The sequence below is a fragment of the Kribbella sp. NPDC049227 genome, assembly GCF_043197265.1.
Taxonomy (GTDB): Bacteria; Actinomycetota; Actinomycetes; order Propionibacteriales; family Kribbellaceae; genus Kribbella.
This window is the reverse complement of record NZ_JBICST010000007.1, coordinates 248,596-265,339: the sequence shown is the minus strand read 5'-3', so window position 1 is coordinate 265,339 and position 16,744 is coordinate 248,596. Positions and strand designations below refer to the sequence as shown.

Annotated in this window: 15 protein-coding genes; 7 read left to right on the top strand and 8 right to left on the bottom strand. The window is 68.2% G+C overall.

Going from position 1 to position 16,744, the window contains the following annotated elements; genetic code table 11:
• Positions 1 to 221: 221 nt before the first annotated feature.
• The 3 genes from ACGFH6_RS30760 (at position 222) to ACGFH6_RS30750 (ending at position 2,744) form a co-directional block, all read left to right on the top strand.
• The gene (locus tag ACGFH6_RS30760) at positions 222 to 644 is read left to right on the top strand and encodes a hypothetical protein (protein WP_393390952.1); all 423 of its coding nucleotides are present in this window, start codon (positions 222 to 224) and stop codon (positions 642 to 644) included.
• Positions 645 to 964: 320 nt separating this feature from the next.
• Positions 965 to 1,219 (top strand): hypothetical protein, encoded by a 255-nt coding sequence (locus tag ACGFH6_RS30755; protein ID WP_393390950.1) that lies wholly within the window; start codon positions 965 to 967, stop codon positions 1,217 to 1,219.
• A 586-nt stretch (positions 1,220 to 1,805) separates the two neighbouring features.
• Complete coding sequence (locus ACGFH6_RS30750; RefSeq protein ID WP_393390948.1) at positions 1,806 to 2,744, top strand: phosphotransferase; 939 nt, start codon at positions 1,806 to 1,808, stop codon at positions 2,742 to 2,744.
• Here ACGFH6_RS30750 and ACGFH6_RS30745 read toward each other — a convergent pair.
• Positions 2,741 to 4,510, bottom strand: a complete 1,770-nt coding sequence (locus ACGFH6_RS30745) for an ABC transporter ATP-binding protein (RefSeq protein WP_393390946.1) — start codon at positions 4,508 to 4,510, stop codon at positions 2,741 to 2,743. The genes ACGFH6_RS30750 and ACGFH6_RS30745 overlap by 4 nt on opposite strands.
• On the bottom strand, positions 4,503 to 6,296 hold the full coding sequence (locus ACGFH6_RS30740; RefSeq protein WP_393390944.1) for an ABC transporter transmembrane domain-containing protein: 1,794 nt from the start codon (positions 6,294 to 6,296) through the stop codon (positions 4,503 to 4,505). The genes ACGFH6_RS30745 and ACGFH6_RS30740 overlap by 8 nt, the downstream gene beginning before the upstream one ends.
• A 135-nt stretch (positions 6,297 to 6,431) precedes the next feature.
• On the opposite strand from ACGFH6_RS30740, the gene ACGFH6_RS30735 reads away from it, so the two are divergent.
• The 3 genes from ACGFH6_RS30735 to ACGFH6_RS30725 all read left to right on the top strand — a co-directional run bounded on the left by ACGFH6_RS30735 (position 6,432) and on the right by ACGFH6_RS30725 (position 9,693).
• Positions 6,432 to 7,127 carry a winged helix-turn-helix transcriptional regulator gene (locus ACGFH6_RS30735; RefSeq protein WP_393390942.1) on the top strand — a complete coding sequence of 232 codons (696 nt, stop codon included), beginning with the start codon at positions 6,432 to 6,434 and terminating at the stop codon, positions 7,125 to 7,127.
• 95 nt (positions 7,128 to 7,222) lie between these two features.
• Positions 7,223 to 8,464, top strand: a complete 1,242-nt coding sequence (locus tag ACGFH6_RS30730; RefSeq protein ID WP_393390940.1) for a flavin-containing monooxygenase — start codon at positions 7,223 to 7,225, stop codon at positions 8,462 to 8,464.
• Between the two features lie 86 nt (positions 8,465 to 8,550).
• Positions 8,551 to 9,693, top strand: a complete 1,143-nt coding sequence (locus ACGFH6_RS30725; RefSeq protein WP_393390939.1) for a hypothetical protein — start codon at positions 8,551 to 8,553, stop codon at positions 9,691 to 9,693.
• A 98-nt stretch (positions 9,694 to 9,791) separates the two neighbouring features.
• Here ACGFH6_RS30725 and ACGFH6_RS30720 read toward each other — a convergent pair whose 3' ends face one another.
• On the bottom strand, positions 9,792 to 10,394 hold the full coding sequence (locus tag ACGFH6_RS30720) for a dihydrofolate reductase family protein (RefSeq protein ID WP_393390937.1): 603 nt from the start codon (positions 10,392 to 10,394) through the stop codon (positions 9,792 to 9,794).
• A gap of 110 nt (positions 10,395 to 10,504) precedes the next feature.
• A complete protein-coding gene (locus ACGFH6_RS30715; protein WP_393390936.1) occupies positions 10,505 to 13,171 on the bottom strand; it encodes an AAA family ATPase in 2,667 nt (888 codons plus the stop codon).
• 99 nt (positions 13,172 to 13,270) lie between these two features.
• On the opposite strand from ACGFH6_RS30715, the gene ACGFH6_RS30710 reads away from it, so the two are divergent.
• On the top strand, positions 13,271 to 13,846 hold the full coding sequence (locus tag ACGFH6_RS30710; protein WP_393390935.1) for a GNAT family N-acetyltransferase: 576 nt from the start codon (positions 13,271 to 13,273) through the stop codon (positions 13,844 to 13,846).
• Here the strand turns inward: ACGFH6_RS30710 and ACGFH6_RS30705 are convergent.
• The 4 genes from ACGFH6_RS30705 to ACGFH6_RS30690 are packed head-to-tail and all read right to left on the bottom strand — an operon-like array spanning position 13,813 to position 16,675.
• Positions 13,813 to 14,202, bottom strand: a complete 390-nt coding sequence (locus tag ACGFH6_RS30705) for a hypothetical protein (RefSeq protein ID WP_393390933.1) — start codon at positions 14,200 to 14,202, stop codon at positions 13,813 to 13,815. The two genes, ACGFH6_RS30710 and ACGFH6_RS30705, sit on opposite strands and share 34 nt — an antisense overlap.
• Complete coding sequence (locus ACGFH6_RS30700) at positions 14,202 to 14,837, bottom strand: TetR/AcrR family transcriptional regulator (RefSeq protein WP_393390932.1); 636 nt, start codon at positions 14,835 to 14,837, stop codon at positions 14,202 to 14,204. The genes ACGFH6_RS30705 and ACGFH6_RS30700 overlap by 1 nt, the downstream gene beginning before the upstream one ends.
• Positions 14,838 to 14,891: 54 nt before the next feature.
• Positions 14,892 to 15,545 carry a response regulator gene (locus tag ACGFH6_RS30695; RefSeq protein WP_393390930.1) on the bottom strand — a complete coding sequence of 218 codons (654 nt, stop codon included), beginning with the start codon at positions 15,543 to 15,545 and terminating at the stop codon, positions 14,892 to 14,894.
• Positions 15,542 to 16,675 (bottom strand): sensor histidine kinase, encoded by a 1,134-nt coding sequence (locus ACGFH6_RS30690; protein WP_393390928.1) that lies wholly within the window; start codon positions 16,673 to 16,675, stop codon positions 15,542 to 15,544. Before ACGFH6_RS30690 ends, ACGFH6_RS30695 begins: the two co-directional genes overlap by 4 nt.
• Positions 16,676 to 16,744 lie beyond the last annotated feature (69 nt).

Sequence of the window (16,744 nt, the reverse complement as noted above, 5' to 3'; positions counted from 1 at the left end):
TGGCCGGTTGCGGTTCCCAAGCCGACGCCGGCACGAAGCAACCGCAGCCACCGTCACCGAGCAGCTCTGCGGCTCTCCCCGCCACACCGTTGCCTCCTGCAAAGGCCCTGGCGGCCGCTCTCCTGGTTCGCGATCTGCCGGCGGGCTGGGACGGTGCAGCGTCTGTACAACCGACTCCGAGTGCAGAGCCGACGGGCACCTATAAACCCATGGCGTGCTCGGTGATCGTCCGCGCTGACGACGATCTGGGCAGTCCGGTGACGACAGTCCGCGGGACGTATTTTCTGAGACCTGGAAGCCAATCGATCGGCGAACACATCACGACGTGGCCGACGCAGCAGGAGCAGCTCGTGCAGAAGGTCGACGGAGCGGTACGGCATTGCACGGGATTCACGCAGTACTACCCCGCCACTGCTGAGTCCGCCAGGTGGAAGCCCAAGCGGCTCGCGATACCCGGTCTGGTCGACGGTATCGCCGTACGGCTCGAGACCGAGGACAACTCGATCACGTGGGGGTACTACGTCGCGTATGTCGTGAGGGGTGGCACTGTTCTGAGCCTTACCACCGGCAGCACGGTCTCCGAAGCCGACTTCATCCGGATCACGAAGAAGGCAGCCGAAAGACTCCGCGCAGCAAGCCGTTGACTCGCCTCGACGTGCGAGCTCGAGCTTCCGGGACGCAGGTTGGCGAATGGGCTTGGACTCGATCTCGCGGTGGCTTGCTTGTCCGCGCGGGTGGTGGGTACCGGGCCTGCACCTTGCTCGAGACACCGGGTGCCGGTCTCGGGCTGGCGCGCGCGTGTCACGGGTTTCCCTGCTGGGCCAACGCCCACCTGTACGAAAGGCACACCGCTATGTCGATGAACGCATTCGACCCCTGGAACTACCGAAACACAGCCGGCTACACCGAGGGCACCGACCTGACCGGGTACTAGATCGCCGCCGTTGACGGCGATATCGGCAAGGTGGACGAAGCCACCGACAAGACCGGGACCTCCGGCCTGGTGGTCGACACCGGCCCGTGGATCTTCGGCCGCAAGGTGCTGCTGCCTGCCGGTGTGGTCGAGCGGGTCGACCATGCCGACGAGAAGGTCTATGTCGACCGGACCAAGGATCAGATCAAGGCCGCCCCAGAGTACGACTCCGACGCCGGCGTCGACGACGACTACCGGTCCCGGCTCGGCGGCTACTACGACGACACCTACCGCTCCGGCATGTAGCCAAGCCGACAGTCGCCAATTCGAGCGTTCGGCAGCCGCGCGCCGCGGCATGGTCCGGAACTTCCACGGGCCCGCGGCCGCGGCCGCCGAGCGCCCCTGAGCGGCGATCACAGGCCGCCACGAGGTAGCGACCGAGGAAGCGATCCTGGAGGAGACGCGGACACGGGTGTTGTCGACGCTCCGGACGGATCGACGGCGAGCCAAGCTGAGCGGGGCGGCCCAGGAGGCCCAGGCATGTCGGTGTCTCCTGAGAGTCCTCACGATCCGCGTCCGGTGCCTCCTGAAGGCATCCGCTGGCCACACCCTCCGACGCGACCGCTATGTCAGTTCGCACACACCGGGAACCCGAACGGTCCGGGGCAGCCACGGTGGCAGCCATTCCAGTACAAGGACCACGTCCAGTCACTCGCCCCTGCAAGAATCGCCTCAGCCGACGTGGCCAGGAACACCAATGCGGCTTCTGGACCTGAATAGAATCCTGACCCAATCGATCACCTCTGCCACGTGAGGATCTGCCGACGAACATGTCGTGAGCTCCCCGGTCCGAGGGTCGCGATGTAGATGACTGCGATCGGATGTGCTTGTCATGCGTGAGGCGCCGGACGTCGTGTCGGCCGAGGCTGTGCTCGATGCTGTGCGAACGGGCTGGGCGGTCGACGTCGACGCGATCGAACATCTGCCGGTCGGTTTCGGCGCGCACCACTGGCGGGTCTCGTACGCCGGGGTGCCGCGTCTCTTCGTCACGCTCGACAGCCTCGGCCGACGTCATTCGGCGGCGTCGCTCGAGGCTGCCTACACCGCGGCGGGCGAGCTGGCCAGGGGCGGGCTTGAGTTCGTCGCGGCATCCATCCGCAATCGCCAGGGTCACTACACGACTCCCCTGGCCGGCGGCAGTCTGAGCTGCGTGCCATGGCTGGACGGGGAACCGGCGGGTGCGGGCGGCATCGACACCGCCCGCCTGGCTCGGCAGAACGCCGAAGCACTCGCCCGCCTGCACGCCACCACTCCGCCCGCGGGCATCCCGACCTGGCGACCCCGGATCGGAGAGGACTTCGGCGACTCATTGGCCGACCTGCTGCGCAGCCCATGGCAGACCGGTCCGTACGCCGAACCTGCACGGAACGCGCTGGCCAAGCGGATCGACGCGATCCGGCGCTGGACCGACAGCTACCACGAGCTGGCTCGCCGGGCCGCAGAACATCCGTGGGTGCCGACGCACGGTGAACCGCACACCGCCAACCAAGTGGTCACCGACCACGGGATCGTCTTCGTCGACTGGGAATCGCTGGCCCGAGCACCGCGGGAGCGTGACCTAGGCACTCTGGTCGGCTCCGAGTACGCCGAACTGGCCGCTCCGAACTGGGAAATGATCGAGCTGTTCGACCTGGAGTGGCGACTCGAGGAGCTGGCGCAGTACGCGGATTGGTTCAACAGGCCGCACGCCGGAACCGACAGCGACCGAGTCGCCTTCGACGACCTCACCGAGGAACTGAACCGACCCGACTGGACGCGAACCACCACCTAGAGACCAGGCGGGCCGTCGGATTCCGCGTGCCACGACTTCCAGAGTTTGCCGTAGACGCGTCCGGCGCTGACGAGTTCGTTGTGAGTGCCGAGCTCGACGAGCTCACCGGCTTCCATGACGGCGATCCTGTCGGCGTCGTGCGCGGTCTGGAGGCGATGGGCGATCGCGATCACGGTACGACCCCGGAGTACGGCCGCCAGCGATTGTTCTGTGCGGCGCGCTGTTCTGGGGTCGAGTTGTGCGGTGGCTTCGTCCAGGATCAGGGTGTGCGGATCGGCGAGGACGACTCGTGCCAGCGAGAGTTGCTGAGCGCCGGCGCCGTCGAGGTTGGTGTCGCCGAGGTCGGTGTCCAGCCCGTGGGGCAGGTCGTCCAACCACGCGGCTCCGACGGCGTCCAAGGCGGCGTACAGCTCCTCGTCGGTCGCCTCCGGCCGGGCGATGCGCAGGTTGTCGCGCACGGTGTCGTGGAAGACGTGATGGTCCTGGGTGATGAGTACGACGTGTTCGCGCAGCTCGTCGGGTGGCAGGTCGGCAACGGGTGTACCGCCGATGGTCACTGACCCGGTGTGCGGGCGGTCGAGGCCGGCGAGGAGACGGGCGAGTGTCGATTTCCCTGCTCCGGAGGTGCCGACGATGGCCAACCGTTCTCCGGGCTGCACGGACAGATCAATTCCGTGCAGCACGTCCCGATCGTCGGTGTAGCTGTAGTGAGCGTTGGTCACCTGGATCCGGTCGCCGTCCTCGGCGGAGCCGGCGTGCGAGGTTGGCTTGGGTTCCTCGTCGGGAATGTCGGCCAGTCCTTCGACGCGGGCGTAGGAGGCGCCGGCGCCTTGGAGTTGTTCGATCCAGAGCATCAGGGTGTCGAGCGGGCCGACGAGCTGGCGTAGGTACACCGTCGCCGTCACCACCACACCGAGGCTGACCAGACCGTTGGCCTCCAGGACGCCGCCGACCAGGAGGACTCCTACCACTGGAAGCGCCAGTGAGACGTCTGCCCACGGAAACAGCACAGTTCGCAGCCACAGTGCCCCTAGACGTGCGGACCGGGCTTGAGTGACGGCCGACTCTGCGGCCTCTGCGCGGCGCTGTTCCAGCCCGAGCAGCTCGATCGTTCGGGCGCCTTTGGCGGTGCTGGCGACGACGTCGGCCAGTTCTGCTCCGGTCGCTGCGACCGCCAGATAGACCGGTCTGGCGCGTCGCAGATACCAGCGCACGGCCCCTGCAACGCCGATCAGGCACGCCAGTCCGCACAGTCCGAGCCATGGATCCAGGACGACAACGGCGACGACGAGGAACAGGGCGTGGACGAGGGCAACGAGGACCTCGGGTACGGCGTACCGCAAGGTCATGGCCACCACGGATGCATCGGTGCTTCCGCGGGCGATCAGGTCGCCGGTGGGCAGATGGTCTGCGACTCGTGGTGGCAACGCCAGGGTGCGTTTCAGGAATCGTTCTCGAACCCGTGCCGCTGTGCGTTCGCCGAACCGGTAGCCGATCTTGAGCGCCCACCAGGTCAGGGTCGTCTGCACGATCGTGAACACCAACGCGCCGAAGGCGAGACGGTCCACCCGGCTGAGCACGTCACCGCCGCCGGCTTGGATCGTGTCGATGATTCGGCCGAGCAGCCACGGACCTACCAGCCCGGCTGCTGCGGCAAGTCCGTTGACACAGACGATCCCGACCACGGCACCCCTGTCTGCGCGCAGGTCGCGGAGCGCCGCTGCACGGACCTCGGGGGTGCCTGCGATCGGCAGCTGCCTACTCATGGTCCTCCTGATCGCCCTGTGCACGGGACACCAGGTCTCGATAGCCGCGATCACTGCGCAGGAGTTCGGCGTGTGTCCCGACCGACGACGTCTGGCCATCGACCAGGACGATGACTTCGTCGGCACGGTCCAGTACGAGCGGCGACGTCGTGGTGATCACCGTGGTCGAGTCGCGCCTGACTTCGCGGAGCCGGTCGATCATGGCTGCTTCGGTGTTGGCGTCGACCGCGGAGGTCGGTTCGACGGCGAGCAGGACTTCGGGTGCGGCATAGATCGCGCGGGCGAGTTGAATCCGTTGCCGTTGGCCACCAGAAAGGTCACTCCCGCCGGCAGCGATCGACGCGTCCAGACCGCCGGGCAACGCGTCCACGACGTCCTCGGCCACGGCGGCGTGCAGGGCCGCACGGATGCGGTCGTCGTCAGGCTCGAGACGTCCCGCAACGATGTCGCGGACGGTGCCGGCGAACACCTCGGCGTGGTTGTCGGCGACAACCAGCCGGCGCCTGAACTCAGTGCGGGCAACATCATCGATCCGTACGTCGGCCCAGGTCGCACCTGACTCGGGATCGGTACTCAGTTGCCCGAGCCTCTCGACCACGCCGACTGCCTCCGCGGGGCGGGCAGCGACGAGCGCGGTGAACCGTCCGGGATAGATCACGACTCCCGACTGTGGATCGGCCAACGGGCCACCGTCAGGAGGAATGATCGCCGCGTCGCGGTGGTTGTCGCGTGTCACCGGCAGGTTCAGCAGATCGATGATTCGTTGACCGGCAACCCGCGCACGGGCGATGTCACCTCCACCCTCGATGAAGGCCGACACCGGCACGACCAGAACGGCGACGTAGCCGTAGACGGCGACAACGTCTCCGATGCTGATGTCTCCGGTCGCAGCCATTCGCGCCGAGAGCCACACCACCGCGGCCAGGAACAGCGCCGGCAGTCCGGTGGAGAGTGCGCCGACCCAACTCGAGGGACCGGCGACCCGGTAGCCACGATTCACCAATCCCTGCGACTGCTGTCCGTACCGCTCGGCGACGACCCCCTTCCCACCGAGGCCGTTGAGCACTCGTAGCCCGGCCAGCACATCGACCAGGCGAGTCGTCAGCCGCCCCTGGTGCACGCGGTACTCGCCGCCGGTGCGCTCGATGCGCTGCAGGAACGGGCCTACTGCGACAGCGAGCAGCGGAACTCCGGCGAGGACCACCGCGGCCAGCAACGGCGAAATCGTGAACAATACGACGGCGACGACGGCGTACGCCACCACCGCGCCGACGCCGGGACCTGTGACGGTCAGCGCCATCGCAACCGTGTACACGTCGGCGATGCCGACCGTCACCACCTCTCCGGCACTCACGCGACGCGTCAGCGAGGCACCCAGGCGGGACGTGTGCCACACCGTTGCCCGGACCGAGCGAAACGACGCGTCCATCCGGATCTTGGTCATCGTGCGATGCCGAGCGATGCCCAAGAGCGCGTTCAGTACGGTGACCACGAGCAGGACCAGGGCCCACTCGACGAGGGCGGCAGTATTGCCGGCGACAAGTCCGTCATCCACCGCACGGGACAGCACCCAGGGTGGCACCGCCAAGCCGACCATCCAGACGGTGCCCAGCATCGCGCCTGCCGCGACCCGCCGCGACTGCGATCGAGTAAGCCAGAAGAGGAAGCGCCACGGGCTGCTCAGATCACCGTGCGCCGGCGGGATCCACGTCTCGGGCATCCTGTCCAGCCACTCGCGAACAGCAGCCGTCCGCCACCTCCGCTGCCGTGCACCGCCGCTGGCCATGCGCAGATCCTCGCAGCAATGCATCAACCCTGGAAACGAATTTGTGATTGGGTTCACAAAGGTGGCGGTCACCAGCAGGCGGAGGTTCAGTATTTGCACTGGTAGGGGTCGCTGTGGGGTGACAGGCTGGATGGGGTGAGGACCTACGGGCAGTACTGCCCGATCGCGCGGGCTTCCGAACTGCTGGCCGAGCGCTGGTCGTTCATCATCCTGCGCAACATCGTCCTAATCGGCTGCCGGACCTTCAACGAGATCGCGGCCGGCGCTCCCGGGTTGTCCCGTGGCCTGCTGTCGAAGCGGTTGCGGGACCTGGAACGCGCCGGAGTACTCGAGATCCGTCCGAAGCCCGACGGTCCGGGCTCGACGTACGAGCCGACCCAAGCGGGCCGGGAGCTGTCGGAGGTCATGTTGGCTCTGCAGCACTGGGGATCGCAGTGGGCGGAGCTGACTCCACAGCACGCGCATCCGGGCGTGGTGCTGTGGGGCTGGGTGAACGGTCACCTCGATCGCGGCCGCCTCCCCCGCCACCGGGTCCTGGTCCGGTTCGACTACCCCACGGTCTCAGGCCCAGGGAGCCGTGGCTGGCTGCTGATCGAGCGCGGCGACGCTGAGATCTGCGAGAAGCACCCTGGTGGAGAAGAGGATCTGGTGGTCGTGGTGAGCGATCCGATGGCGTTCGCCCGCTGGGATCTCGGAGAGCTCGCGTGGGGAGACGCCTTGCGCTGCGGGGCGATCGAGGTTCATGGCCCGCGCGCGCTGGCGCGGGCACTCCCGACCTGGAAGCGCCACGTCGACTCGCTCGCCGCACGGCAAGTCATCACCGTCGACTGAACCCAGCCGGGTTCAGACACTGCACTTCTTGTGCAGTGCTCAGGGTGGCAGCATCAAGACTGTCGAGTTCTTGACCGTACGGGGGGTGACGCGTGATGGCCGAAGTGTCGAGCAAGTTCCCAGTGGTCGTGGTCGGAGCAGGCCAGGCGGGACTGGCGGTGAGCTACGAACTGACTGCTCTCGGGATCGATCACGTGGTGCTGGAACGAGCACGTGTTGGCCAATCCTGGCGTGGCCTGTGGGACAGCTTCTGCCTGGTCACGCCGAACTGGACCATGAGTCTGCCGGGCGCCGCCTACGCCGGCGACGACCCGGATGGCTTCGTCCCGCGCGACGAGATCGTCCGATACCTCGAGGGGTACGCGTCGAGCTTCGGTGCGCCGATTCGCGAGGGTGTCGGCGTGGACAGCCTCGAGCCCGGAGCCAACGGCGAGTTCCTCCTTCGCACCTCGGCCGGCGAGTTGCGGGCCGCGTCGGTTGTCGTGTGTACGGGCGCCTTCCAGCGACCACACCGCCCCGAGGTCATGGCTGGGATCCCGAACGACGTGATGGTGGTCGGGGCCCGGGATTACCGCAACCCCGCAACCCTTCCGCCGGGGAAGGTCCTTGTCGTAGGAAGCGGTCTGACCGGCTGCCAGCTCTCCGAGGAGTTGCACGAAGCGGGCCGCGAGGTGTTCCTGGCCTGCGGACGGGCGCCGTGGCTGCCGCGGCGTACCGGCGGCCGCGACATCGTCAGCTGGCTGAACGAAACCACATTCTTCGACACCCCGCTCAGCGCCCTGCCCTCACCGCAGGCTCGGCTGGGCTCCAACCTGCTGGTGACCGGCCGACGAGGCGGCCATGACCTGCACTACCGCACCTTGCAGGCGATGGGTGTGCACCTCCTGGGCCACCTGGCCGGGGTCGAGGACCATCGGGCGTACTTCGCCGCTGACCTGGCCGACTCGGTCGCCTTCGGCGATGCGCGGTACGCCGACGTTCGCAAGCTGCTCACCGAGCAACTGCCCACCAAGGGGATCACGGCACCCGAGTTGCCCGATCCTCCGCCATTTCACGCCGATCCGCCGCTGGAGCTGGACGTCAACGGGTTCGGCGCGGTGATCCTCACCTCCGGATTCCGCCCCGACTACGCCCGCTGGGTGCGGTTCTCCGCGTTCGACGCCACGGGCTTCCCGCTCACCGACGACGGTGCGAGCACGGTGGTCCCGGGCCTGTACTTCTGCGGCGTCCACTATCTGCGCAAGCGGAAGTCCTCGGTGCTGTTCGGCGTCGGCGAGGATGCCGCCATCGTGGCCCGATCGATCGCCCGCAATCAGTCACACCACCAGCCCGTCTGAGCAGCCCGCACCTGTACAGGCGGGGCCCTGCGTCCTTTACTGGCGGTAGGCGGCGCCTGGGCCGTCATCCGTGCTGGGAGGGCATCGTGGCGCGGGGTGGGACGAGGTGGCCGGTTCGCGGGCTGGTAGCGATCGCCAGCGGGGTCATGGTGCTGCTCGGCGGAGCCTGCACGCGCGCGGACGACAGTCAGCAGGACGAGGCCGCACCCCCGGTCGGTGCTTGGCCGCTGCGCGGCAACCTCACTGGTGACCGCGCGCTGTTGGACGCCGCAAGGGAAAGGCTGGAGGCGGAAGGACGCGCATTCGGCAGATGGCTGCTAGCTACCCAGGTCGAAGGTCTGACACTGCTCGTGGCCGAGACACCGGCCGACGGCGGATCGGATGTCGCTCTCTATGGCCGGGCCGGAACACCGGTCGGGGCACTGCGCCTAGTTGATCTTGGCAAGCCGACGAACGCGTCGTCGATCTCGCTCGGGATCGACAACGCGGTCGCCGCGATCGCCCTGGTTGTGCCCGCTCCGGACGTCACCAGAGTGGCGATCAAGTCCGGCGTAGGCCGCGGGGGTGCGCCAGTCATGGTCGACGTCCCGATCCGGGACGGTCTCGCAGCGCTGCCGCTCGAGGGTCAGCGGCCGGCCAACACGCTCATCGAACTGGAGGTAGGCGGGCAGGTGGTCGGCGCGGCGCCCGAGTTGCAGGCCTTCGACGTGGACGATCCCGTTCAGGCGCAGCCGAACTTCAAGCCTGGACTGGAGACGACTCCGGCTTCGGATTCGTACGGAAGGAACTACCCAGCTCTGTGGTCGTTCGTCGCGTTGCTCGCCTTTGGTGTGGCGGCGTGGTTCGCGGTGGGCCACCTCCTTGGTCGCCTGTCGGTGCATACGTCGACAGGCGATGGGCGACCGCGGTGGTCGCGGGCAGCGCTGGCGGCCATCTTGCTAGCTCTGGTGACACCGCTGGTGCTCTGGGCTGCGTCCGATGCGATGTACGCGCTGGCGTACTCGGACCCGTCGTTCGACGCGGCCGGCCTCTTCCTCTCGGTTGTGCCCGCAGCGCTGGTCAGCGCTGCGGCGGTGCGCTCAGCACGTACTGGACTCCGCGAGGTCCACGGCCAGACCAGCGGCCGCGCCCTGGCGATCTCGGCGACCGTCGTTGCGTACGTCGTCGCAGGCTTGATGCTCGCGGTGGCACTCTTGTCCCTCATCGCCACCGCCGGCCAAGGAGGATGACACGCACCGTGTTACCTGTGTCAACGCGGTTGAAGCGCAGGCTCGCCGGCTGATCGTCAGTTGGACGAGAGCTTCGCGGTAGGAGTCCAGCCTGGGCTTCAGCGCTTCGGTACGTCGTACACGAGGTGTGTGACTCGGTCGCCTTGGACGATCTGCGACGGGTTGTCGAGCATGAGCGGCTCGGACAGCGGACCGGTCGCCCAGAATGGGCGGCCCGAACCGAACACCACGGGGACGAGGTTCACGACGACCTGGTCGATCAGGCCGAGCCGCAAAGCCTGTCCACCGATCTGGCCGGCGGCGACGTCGACGATGCGGTCGTCACCGGCGTACTCCCGCCCCGCCTTGATGCCTTCCTCGACGCTGCCGACGAAGGTGAACGGCGCCGTACCGGCATGCTCCCAGTCCTTCGGTGGTTCGTGCGTGACCACGAAAACGTGCTCGCCGGCGGCCGGTACGCCGTCCCAGCCGTTGGTGAGGTCGAAGACGCGCCGGCCGATGATGACGCACGCGATGCCCTTGTAGTGGTTGCGAGTGAAGTCGGCCGATGCCTGGGTGGTGCTGACCGTGTCGTCGCTGCCTTCGAACGACCAACTCACATCCCCGTTGCCCAGCCAGTCGAACAGCGGACCGACTCCGTCGCTGTCGTCGGCCATGTAGCCGTCCAAGGAGACAATCGCTCCCATGATCGTCCTAGCCATCAGATCCTCCCCTGGTGTGCAGGTCCTGGACCTGACGTTAGGAGCAGGACCGCTCGCTCCGAATCAGTCAGACGACTGGTGCCGGCGTACGCGACGGCGGTGCCGATGAGTCACGGCGTCAGTCCGGCGAGCTGCGAGCGTCTGCTGACACCCAGCTTGGGGTAGGCCTTGTACAGGTGATGACCGACGGTGCGCGGGCTGAGGAACAACTCAGCCGCGATCTCCCGGTTGCTCATGCCCTGCGCGGCTCGGCGTACGACCTGCAACTCCTGCGGGGTGAGCTGGCTGACACCGAGACCGGCCACCGGCTCCGGAGCGGTGTCGCCGAGCGCGGTGAGCTCGGTGCGGACGCGTCGTTCCCAGCCGTACGCCGCGATCCGCTCGAACGTACCGAGCGCCTCCATCAGTTGGGCCCGGGCCGCCGTACGACGGCGATTGCGTCGCAGCCATTCGCCGTACGCGAGGCAAGTGCGCGCCCGGTCGTACGGTCCGCACCCGTCGAGACGGAGCGCCGCCTCGAACGCCTGCTGCGCCTCGTGTCCCTCGCTGAGTAACGCCTCGCACCGCAGTACGAGCGCTTGTGCCGCGGGGTTGCCCGATTCTGTCGCCCACTCGATCAGCGCCGGGAGGTACCGCTGCGCACGATCGTCCTCACCTGCCCGTACGGCGGCCTCGACATGATCGGGGATCGCACGCACGGCCACGTCCCGTCCGGATGGGCCGTCACAGACTCGCTCCAGCCGGTCGAGGGCGTCAGCGGGGTGACCAGCCATGAGATCGACCAACGCAAGAGCCCAGGTCACCAGGGCTGCCGACATCCGATGCTGCCTGGTGTCGCCGAGCACCAGGTCTGCCTGCGCGCCGGCCGAGGCGTCACCGCGAACTGCGGCAAGCCAGGCCGAGATCGAGGTCAGTACGACGACCTGTAGATCCTGACCGAGATCGGTCGCCAGCTCGATCGCTTCGGTCACCGTCGCTTCCGCGTCCTGGAAGCGGCCGGTCACCAACTGCGCGAGCGCGAGTGGTTCCTGCGCATAGGGCAGCCAGCCGAGCGCTCCGTCCAGGCGCAACGCGACGACGTGTGTCTCGAGCAGCTTGAGCGCCAGGGCGTCCTCGCCGATGAGCACGGCCATGTACCCGGCCGTCAGCCGGTCGAGCGTGGCGTCCAGCTCCAGCGCAGCGGGCAGCAGCGTCCGCATCGACGCGACCGCGGGCTTGATGTTGCCGAGCAACAAGTCAGTGAAGCCGGTCAACGCCTCGGCCATGCCACCATGAACCGACTTTAGTTGCTCAGCGCAACGACCAAGCAGGGCGGGATCGGCCGCATCGCGCGCACACCACGTCGCTTCGGCAAGGATGGAGACGGCACGGTCCGGGTCGGTCGACACGATCGGTACGGCGGCGGCGAGAGACAGCGCACTCGCCTCAGCGGGAGAGACGCGCTCGTACGCCACCTGGGCTCGAATCCAAGCGGCTTCGGCCTGTTCGCTGGGTTGTCTGGTCAGCGTGCCGCCGGCCGCGGCCAACTCGGCCGCATGATCGAGCCCGCCCGCGTCGTACGTCGCTCGGGCGGCTCCGACAAGACGCCTGGCTCGGTCGGCGCGGTCGTTGCTGAGCTGTGCGGCCCGTTCGAGCGCTCGCGCGGCCGACGCCGGCCCACCACGCCCCACCGCGCGGAGCGCCGCCCGTTCGAGTTCCGCCGCGGCCAGGTCGTCGGTGCCACCGGCCGCGGCGGCGAGATGCCAGGCGCGCCGGTCGGCATGACGTGGGTCCGAGAACGACGCGGCCAGCGCTTCGTGCGCGGCCACTCGCTGCGCGAACGGCGCGTCCTGGTAGACCGCCGAGCGGATCAACGGGTGCCGGAACTCGACGGAGTCGGAGGTCACCCGGACGAGTCGCTCCTGCTCGGCCGGCTCGAGATCCGCGGCGGCCAGACCCAGAGACGCCGCGGCGGCCGAGAACGCTTGGAGCTCTGAGGTGTGGTCGGCGGCTGCAAGCAACAACGCTCGCTGCGCGTTCTCCGGCAGTGCGCGAACCTGCAGACGGAAGTGCTCCTCCAAGCGTCCACTGGCCGGCAGCGGGGTGACCGGCGCGGACGGACGGTCTGCGCGATCGCTCGCCGCCAACTCCAGGATGGCCAGCGGGTTCCCGTCGGATTCCGCGAGTACGCGCTCGGCCGCCTCCCGCGGCAGCGTACGAACACTGGCCAGCAGCCGAGTCGAGTCCGGCTGATCCAGTCGCTGGAGGGCGATGCTGTCCAGCCCTGCGGCGGGGAACGGTCGGTCACCGTCCCGCGCGGCAAAGATCATCGCGACCGGGTCGGTGTGCAGGCGCCGTACGGCGAACAGCAGCGCGTCGATCGAGGACCGGTCGAACCAGTGCGCATCGTCGACCAGGCACAGCAGTGGCTGCTCCTCGGCCAGGTCGGAGAGCAACGTCAACACTGCCGCTCCGACGGCCGGCGGCCCACCCGGCAAGGTGCTCGCGCCGAACGCGGTCCGCAGTGCCTGACCCTGGCGACCGGGCAACGCGTCGAAGCGATCGGCGAAACGAGCGAGCATCAATTGGAGACCGGCGAACGGAAGCTCGGCCTCGGACTCGATGCCGACAACCCGCAGTACTCGCATGCCGTCAGCAGCAGCCGCCGCATGGTCGAGCAACGCGGTCTTGCCGATCCCGGCCTCACCCCGCACCACCAACGACCCACACCGGCCGTCACCGGCCTCGGCAAGCACCCGCTCCACCGAAGCCCACTCATCCGCCCGCCCCACCAGCACCGCAGCAGCGTAACCCCAACAACCGGCCCACATGTGCGAGCATGATCGCCGATTCGCATCCTGCCGGGCACCCCACCAAACCCTGCGATCGGAGCAGCTGTGTCCACTGTTACCGCTGCGGAATTCACCTGGCCGCTAGGCGACGACGCCGTACTGATCCCACGCACGGCCGCGATCGCGGAGGCGCATTTCGCTCTGGTCGAGGCCAACTATCGACGTCTGGCGCAGTGGTTCGGGGACGCGTACCAGGAACCACCGGTGCTCGACGAGACCCGCGCCAACCTCGAGGAGGCTGGGCGCGGGTGGCTGGACGGATCGTTGTTGCCGCTGTCCATCGCGGTGAAGGCCGACAAGGGATGGCGCCTGGTCGGCTGGGCCCAACTCGAGATCAACCGTCAGGCGCGGTCGGCCGAGATCGGCTACTGGCTCGACACGGACTTCGTCGGCCGTGGACTGGTCAGCCGGACCGTCACCGCCGTACTCGATCACGCCTTCGGGCCGGTCGGCCTGCATCGAGTCGGGCTGTGCACCACCGTCGACAACACCCGCAGCCGGAACGTGGCCGAACGCATGGGCTTCACCCAGGAAGGCGTACTGCGCGAGGCCGCGGTCTTCCCCAACGAACGACGCGACCTCGTGCTCTACGGCCTCCTGTCCCGCGAATGGCGACAGTAGGAGCAACCCTCTGGTAAGCGAAGTCGGATGGTGGTGAGCATCAACTCGTGTTCCTGCGGTGGAACAGGTTGCGGTCGCGCCATGGGTTGTTGTGCCAGTTCCGCGTGGATGAGGCCGACGGCCAGCAGGCCGACGGCCGCGGCGGCGTAGCCGGCCAGTGGGTGTCCGGACACGTGGGCGTATCGCCAGCAGATCGCTGCGATCACGAACGCCACCCAACCCACCACGACGTTCACCGCTGCGGACTGCCCGAACGGCGTCGGGTTGGTGTTCCCGGTACTGCCGAGCATGTAGTAGGGAAGCCCGTTCCCGACGAAGAAGCCGGCCACGAGTGCGAGGAGGACCGTCGTCAGCATCAGACGTCACCCGCCTGGTGGCGAAGGAGTGGGAGCAGTACGTCGTCGACGAGCCCGGTCAGGAACGTGTCATCCAGCGGCTCACCGGTGACGAACGCACGCGAGAACAGCATCGCCGAACTGAGCTCCGCGAGCAGCGCGCGGTTGATCGCGGCCGGCAACTCACCCCTGGCGATCGCGCGATCGATGGCGGGGTCGAAGGCCTGCCGTTTGTCGTCGACCATCCGCGCTCGTACCGTTCGCGCCAGTTCCTCGTCGTGATGCATCGCCGTCAGCAGACCGAGCAACAGTCCGGAGTCCTGCTCGGTCAGTCCATCGCGCATCGCCCGCAGCGTGCCGAGCAGATCCGCGCGGACATTCCCCGGATCGGGCCGCTCGGCCATCCGCTGCCCGGTATGCCTCTCGACCGCGGTCGCGACCAGTTCGGCCTTCCCCGACCAGCGGCGATAGATGGTGGCCTTGCTCGCACGGGCGCGCAGTGCGATCGCATCCATGCTCATCCGGTCGTACCCGATCTCGGCCAGCAACCCCAACGTCGCCCCGAGGATCGCCTCCTCCCGCACCTCACCCCGCCCCCGGCGCCCGTCCTCACCCGCCACATCACACCCCAAAGTGAACGAAACCGTTTCGTTCACATTAGCAGCCGACGCGCGTGCACGACACCCGATCGCCAGACCCGACCCGGGCTGTCAGCGGCCCGGGCTGATCAGCCCCGTCTCGTAGGCGAGGACGACGGCCTGCACCCGGCCGCGGAGGTCGAGCTTGGCCAGGATGTGGTTCACGTGCGTCTTCACCGTCGCCTCGCTGACGACCAGGGCAGTGGCGATCTCGCCGTTCGACCTGCCGCGTGCGATCTCCGTGAGCACGTGAACCTCCCGCGGTGTCAGCGCCACCAGCGCCGCCGGCACCCCCCGCACAGGCGGCGGTCTGCTGATGTGCTCCTCGATCAGCCGCCTGGTAATACCTGGCGCGAGCAGCGCGTCGCCGGCGGCCACTGTGCGGATGCCGGCGGCCAGCACATCGGGCGGCGTCGCCTTCAGCAGGAACCCGGCGGCACCGGCCCGGAGCGCGTCGTAGACGTATTCGTCCAGGTCGTACGTGGTCAAGATCAGGATCTTGGTCCGGCAGCCGAGCCGGGTGAGTTCGCGGGTGGCGCCGATGCCGTCGAGTACGGGCATCCGAATGTCCATCAGAACGACGTCGGCATCGGTACGCCGTACGGCGTCGATCGCATGCCTGCCATCAGCGACCTCCGCCAGCACGGCGAGGCCGCGGGCCTGCAGTACCAGCGCCAGCCCGGACCGCACCAGGTCCTGGTCATCGGCGATCACGACGCTGATCATCCGGCCTCCGGCACAAGCGGCAGGCTCGCAGTGAGCACGAAGCGTCCGTCGTCCGTCAGACCGTGCGTGAGCCGGCCGCCGAACACGGCGATGCGTTCGGCCATACCGAGGAGTCCGAGCCCGCCGGCGCTGTCCGACACACCGGAGGCGCGGTTCTCGATGCCGATCAGCAGTGCCGTCGGCGAACGGGTGACCCGGACCGACGCCATGTGGTCGGTCGCATACCGGAGGGCGTTGGTCAGCGCCTCCTGCACGATCCGGTAGCCCGAGATACCGACGCCGGACGGCAACGCGTCCAGCCGCCCTTCGACGGTGAGATCGACCTGCAGGCCGCTGCGCCGGAACCGGTCCACCAGGTCGTGCAGACGGTCGAGTCCCAGCTCCGGCGCGAGCCCGAGCTCGTCGTCGGTGTCGCGAATCAGCCGCAACAACCTGCCTGTCTCGCCGAGCGCCTCGCGCCCCGCGGTCGTCACCTCGTCGATCGCCGCCTCCGCGCCGTCGGCATCCCGCCGTACCAGGTCGCGAGCAGCAGCGGCCTGAACCACCATCGCACTGACCGAGTGGGCGATGACGTCGTGCAGCTCGCGCGCGATCCGCGTCCGCTCGGCCGCGATCGCCTCCCGCCGGACCATCTCCTGGTGCTGGACGAGCAGCTCGGCCTGCTCGGCCAGCCTCACGTTCCGTTCGTCCAGGGACCGCATCAGCAGACCGAACGCGTACGGCGGCAGCACGATGGCCGAGACGAACACCAGGTCGGAGACATCCAGCGGTCGATCGAGCCGGAGGTAGCCCCAGAACAGAGCCGCGAGAAACAGCACGATCGGCATCAGCGCCCGCAGCCCACGGAGCCTCCGGGCCACCGTGAAGGTCGCCAGCGCGAGGATGAAGATGGGCGCGGCCGCATCGTCGACGCTACCGACCACCGGGGTGATGAGCACGAGGCCCGCGAGCGTGCAGGCGACCAGAGGAAACCGCCGACGCAGCACCAGCAGCGCACAGGCGATCCAGTCGATGACCAGCGCCGCGCCCGTACCCGGAAGATCGAGAGCCAAGAGCTCGGCGGTGGCGACGACGCCCAGTGTGACCGGCACTGCGGCCTCGCGCAGCGACGGCGGAAGTCCCCACCCCACGCTTCGATGCTAGATCCGCCTGCCGCTCGGCGGGTCAAACCCAGGTTGGAGAACAGGCCAATCCCGGAG

What these genes read in the sequence shown, in the direction of transcription:
- ACGFH6_RS30750 (WP_393390948.1), top strand. Translation starts at nt 1,806, where the DNA reads ATGCGTGAGGCGCCGGACGTCGTGTCGGCCGAGGCTGTGCTCGATGCT.
- ACGFH6_RS30745 (WP_393390946.1), bottom strand. Translation starts at nt 4,510, where the DNA reads ATGAGTAGGCAGCTGCCGATCGCAGGCACCCCCGAGGTCCGTGCAGCG.
- ACGFH6_RS30740 (WP_393390944.1), bottom strand. Translation starts at nt 6,296, where the DNA reads ATGGCCAGCGGCGGTGCACGGCAGCGGAGGTGGCGGACGGCTGCTGTT.
- ACGFH6_RS30730 (WP_393390940.1), top strand. Translation starts at nt 7,223, where the DNA reads ATGGCCGAAGTGTCGAGCAAGTTCCCAGTGGTCGTGGTCGGAGCAGGC.
- ACGFH6_RS30720 (WP_393390937.1), bottom strand. Translation starts at nt 10,394, where the DNA reads ATGGCTAGGACGATCATGGGAGCGATTGTCTCCTTGGACGGCTACATG.
- ACGFH6_RS30705 (WP_393390933.1), bottom strand. Translation starts at nt 14,202, where the DNA reads ATGCTGACGACGGTCCTCCTCGCACTCGTGGCCGGCTTCTTCGTCGGG.
- ACGFH6_RS30695 (WP_393390930.1), bottom strand. Translation starts at nt 15,545, where the DNA reads ATGATCAGCGTCGTGATCGCCGATGACCAGGACCTGGTGCGGTCCGGG.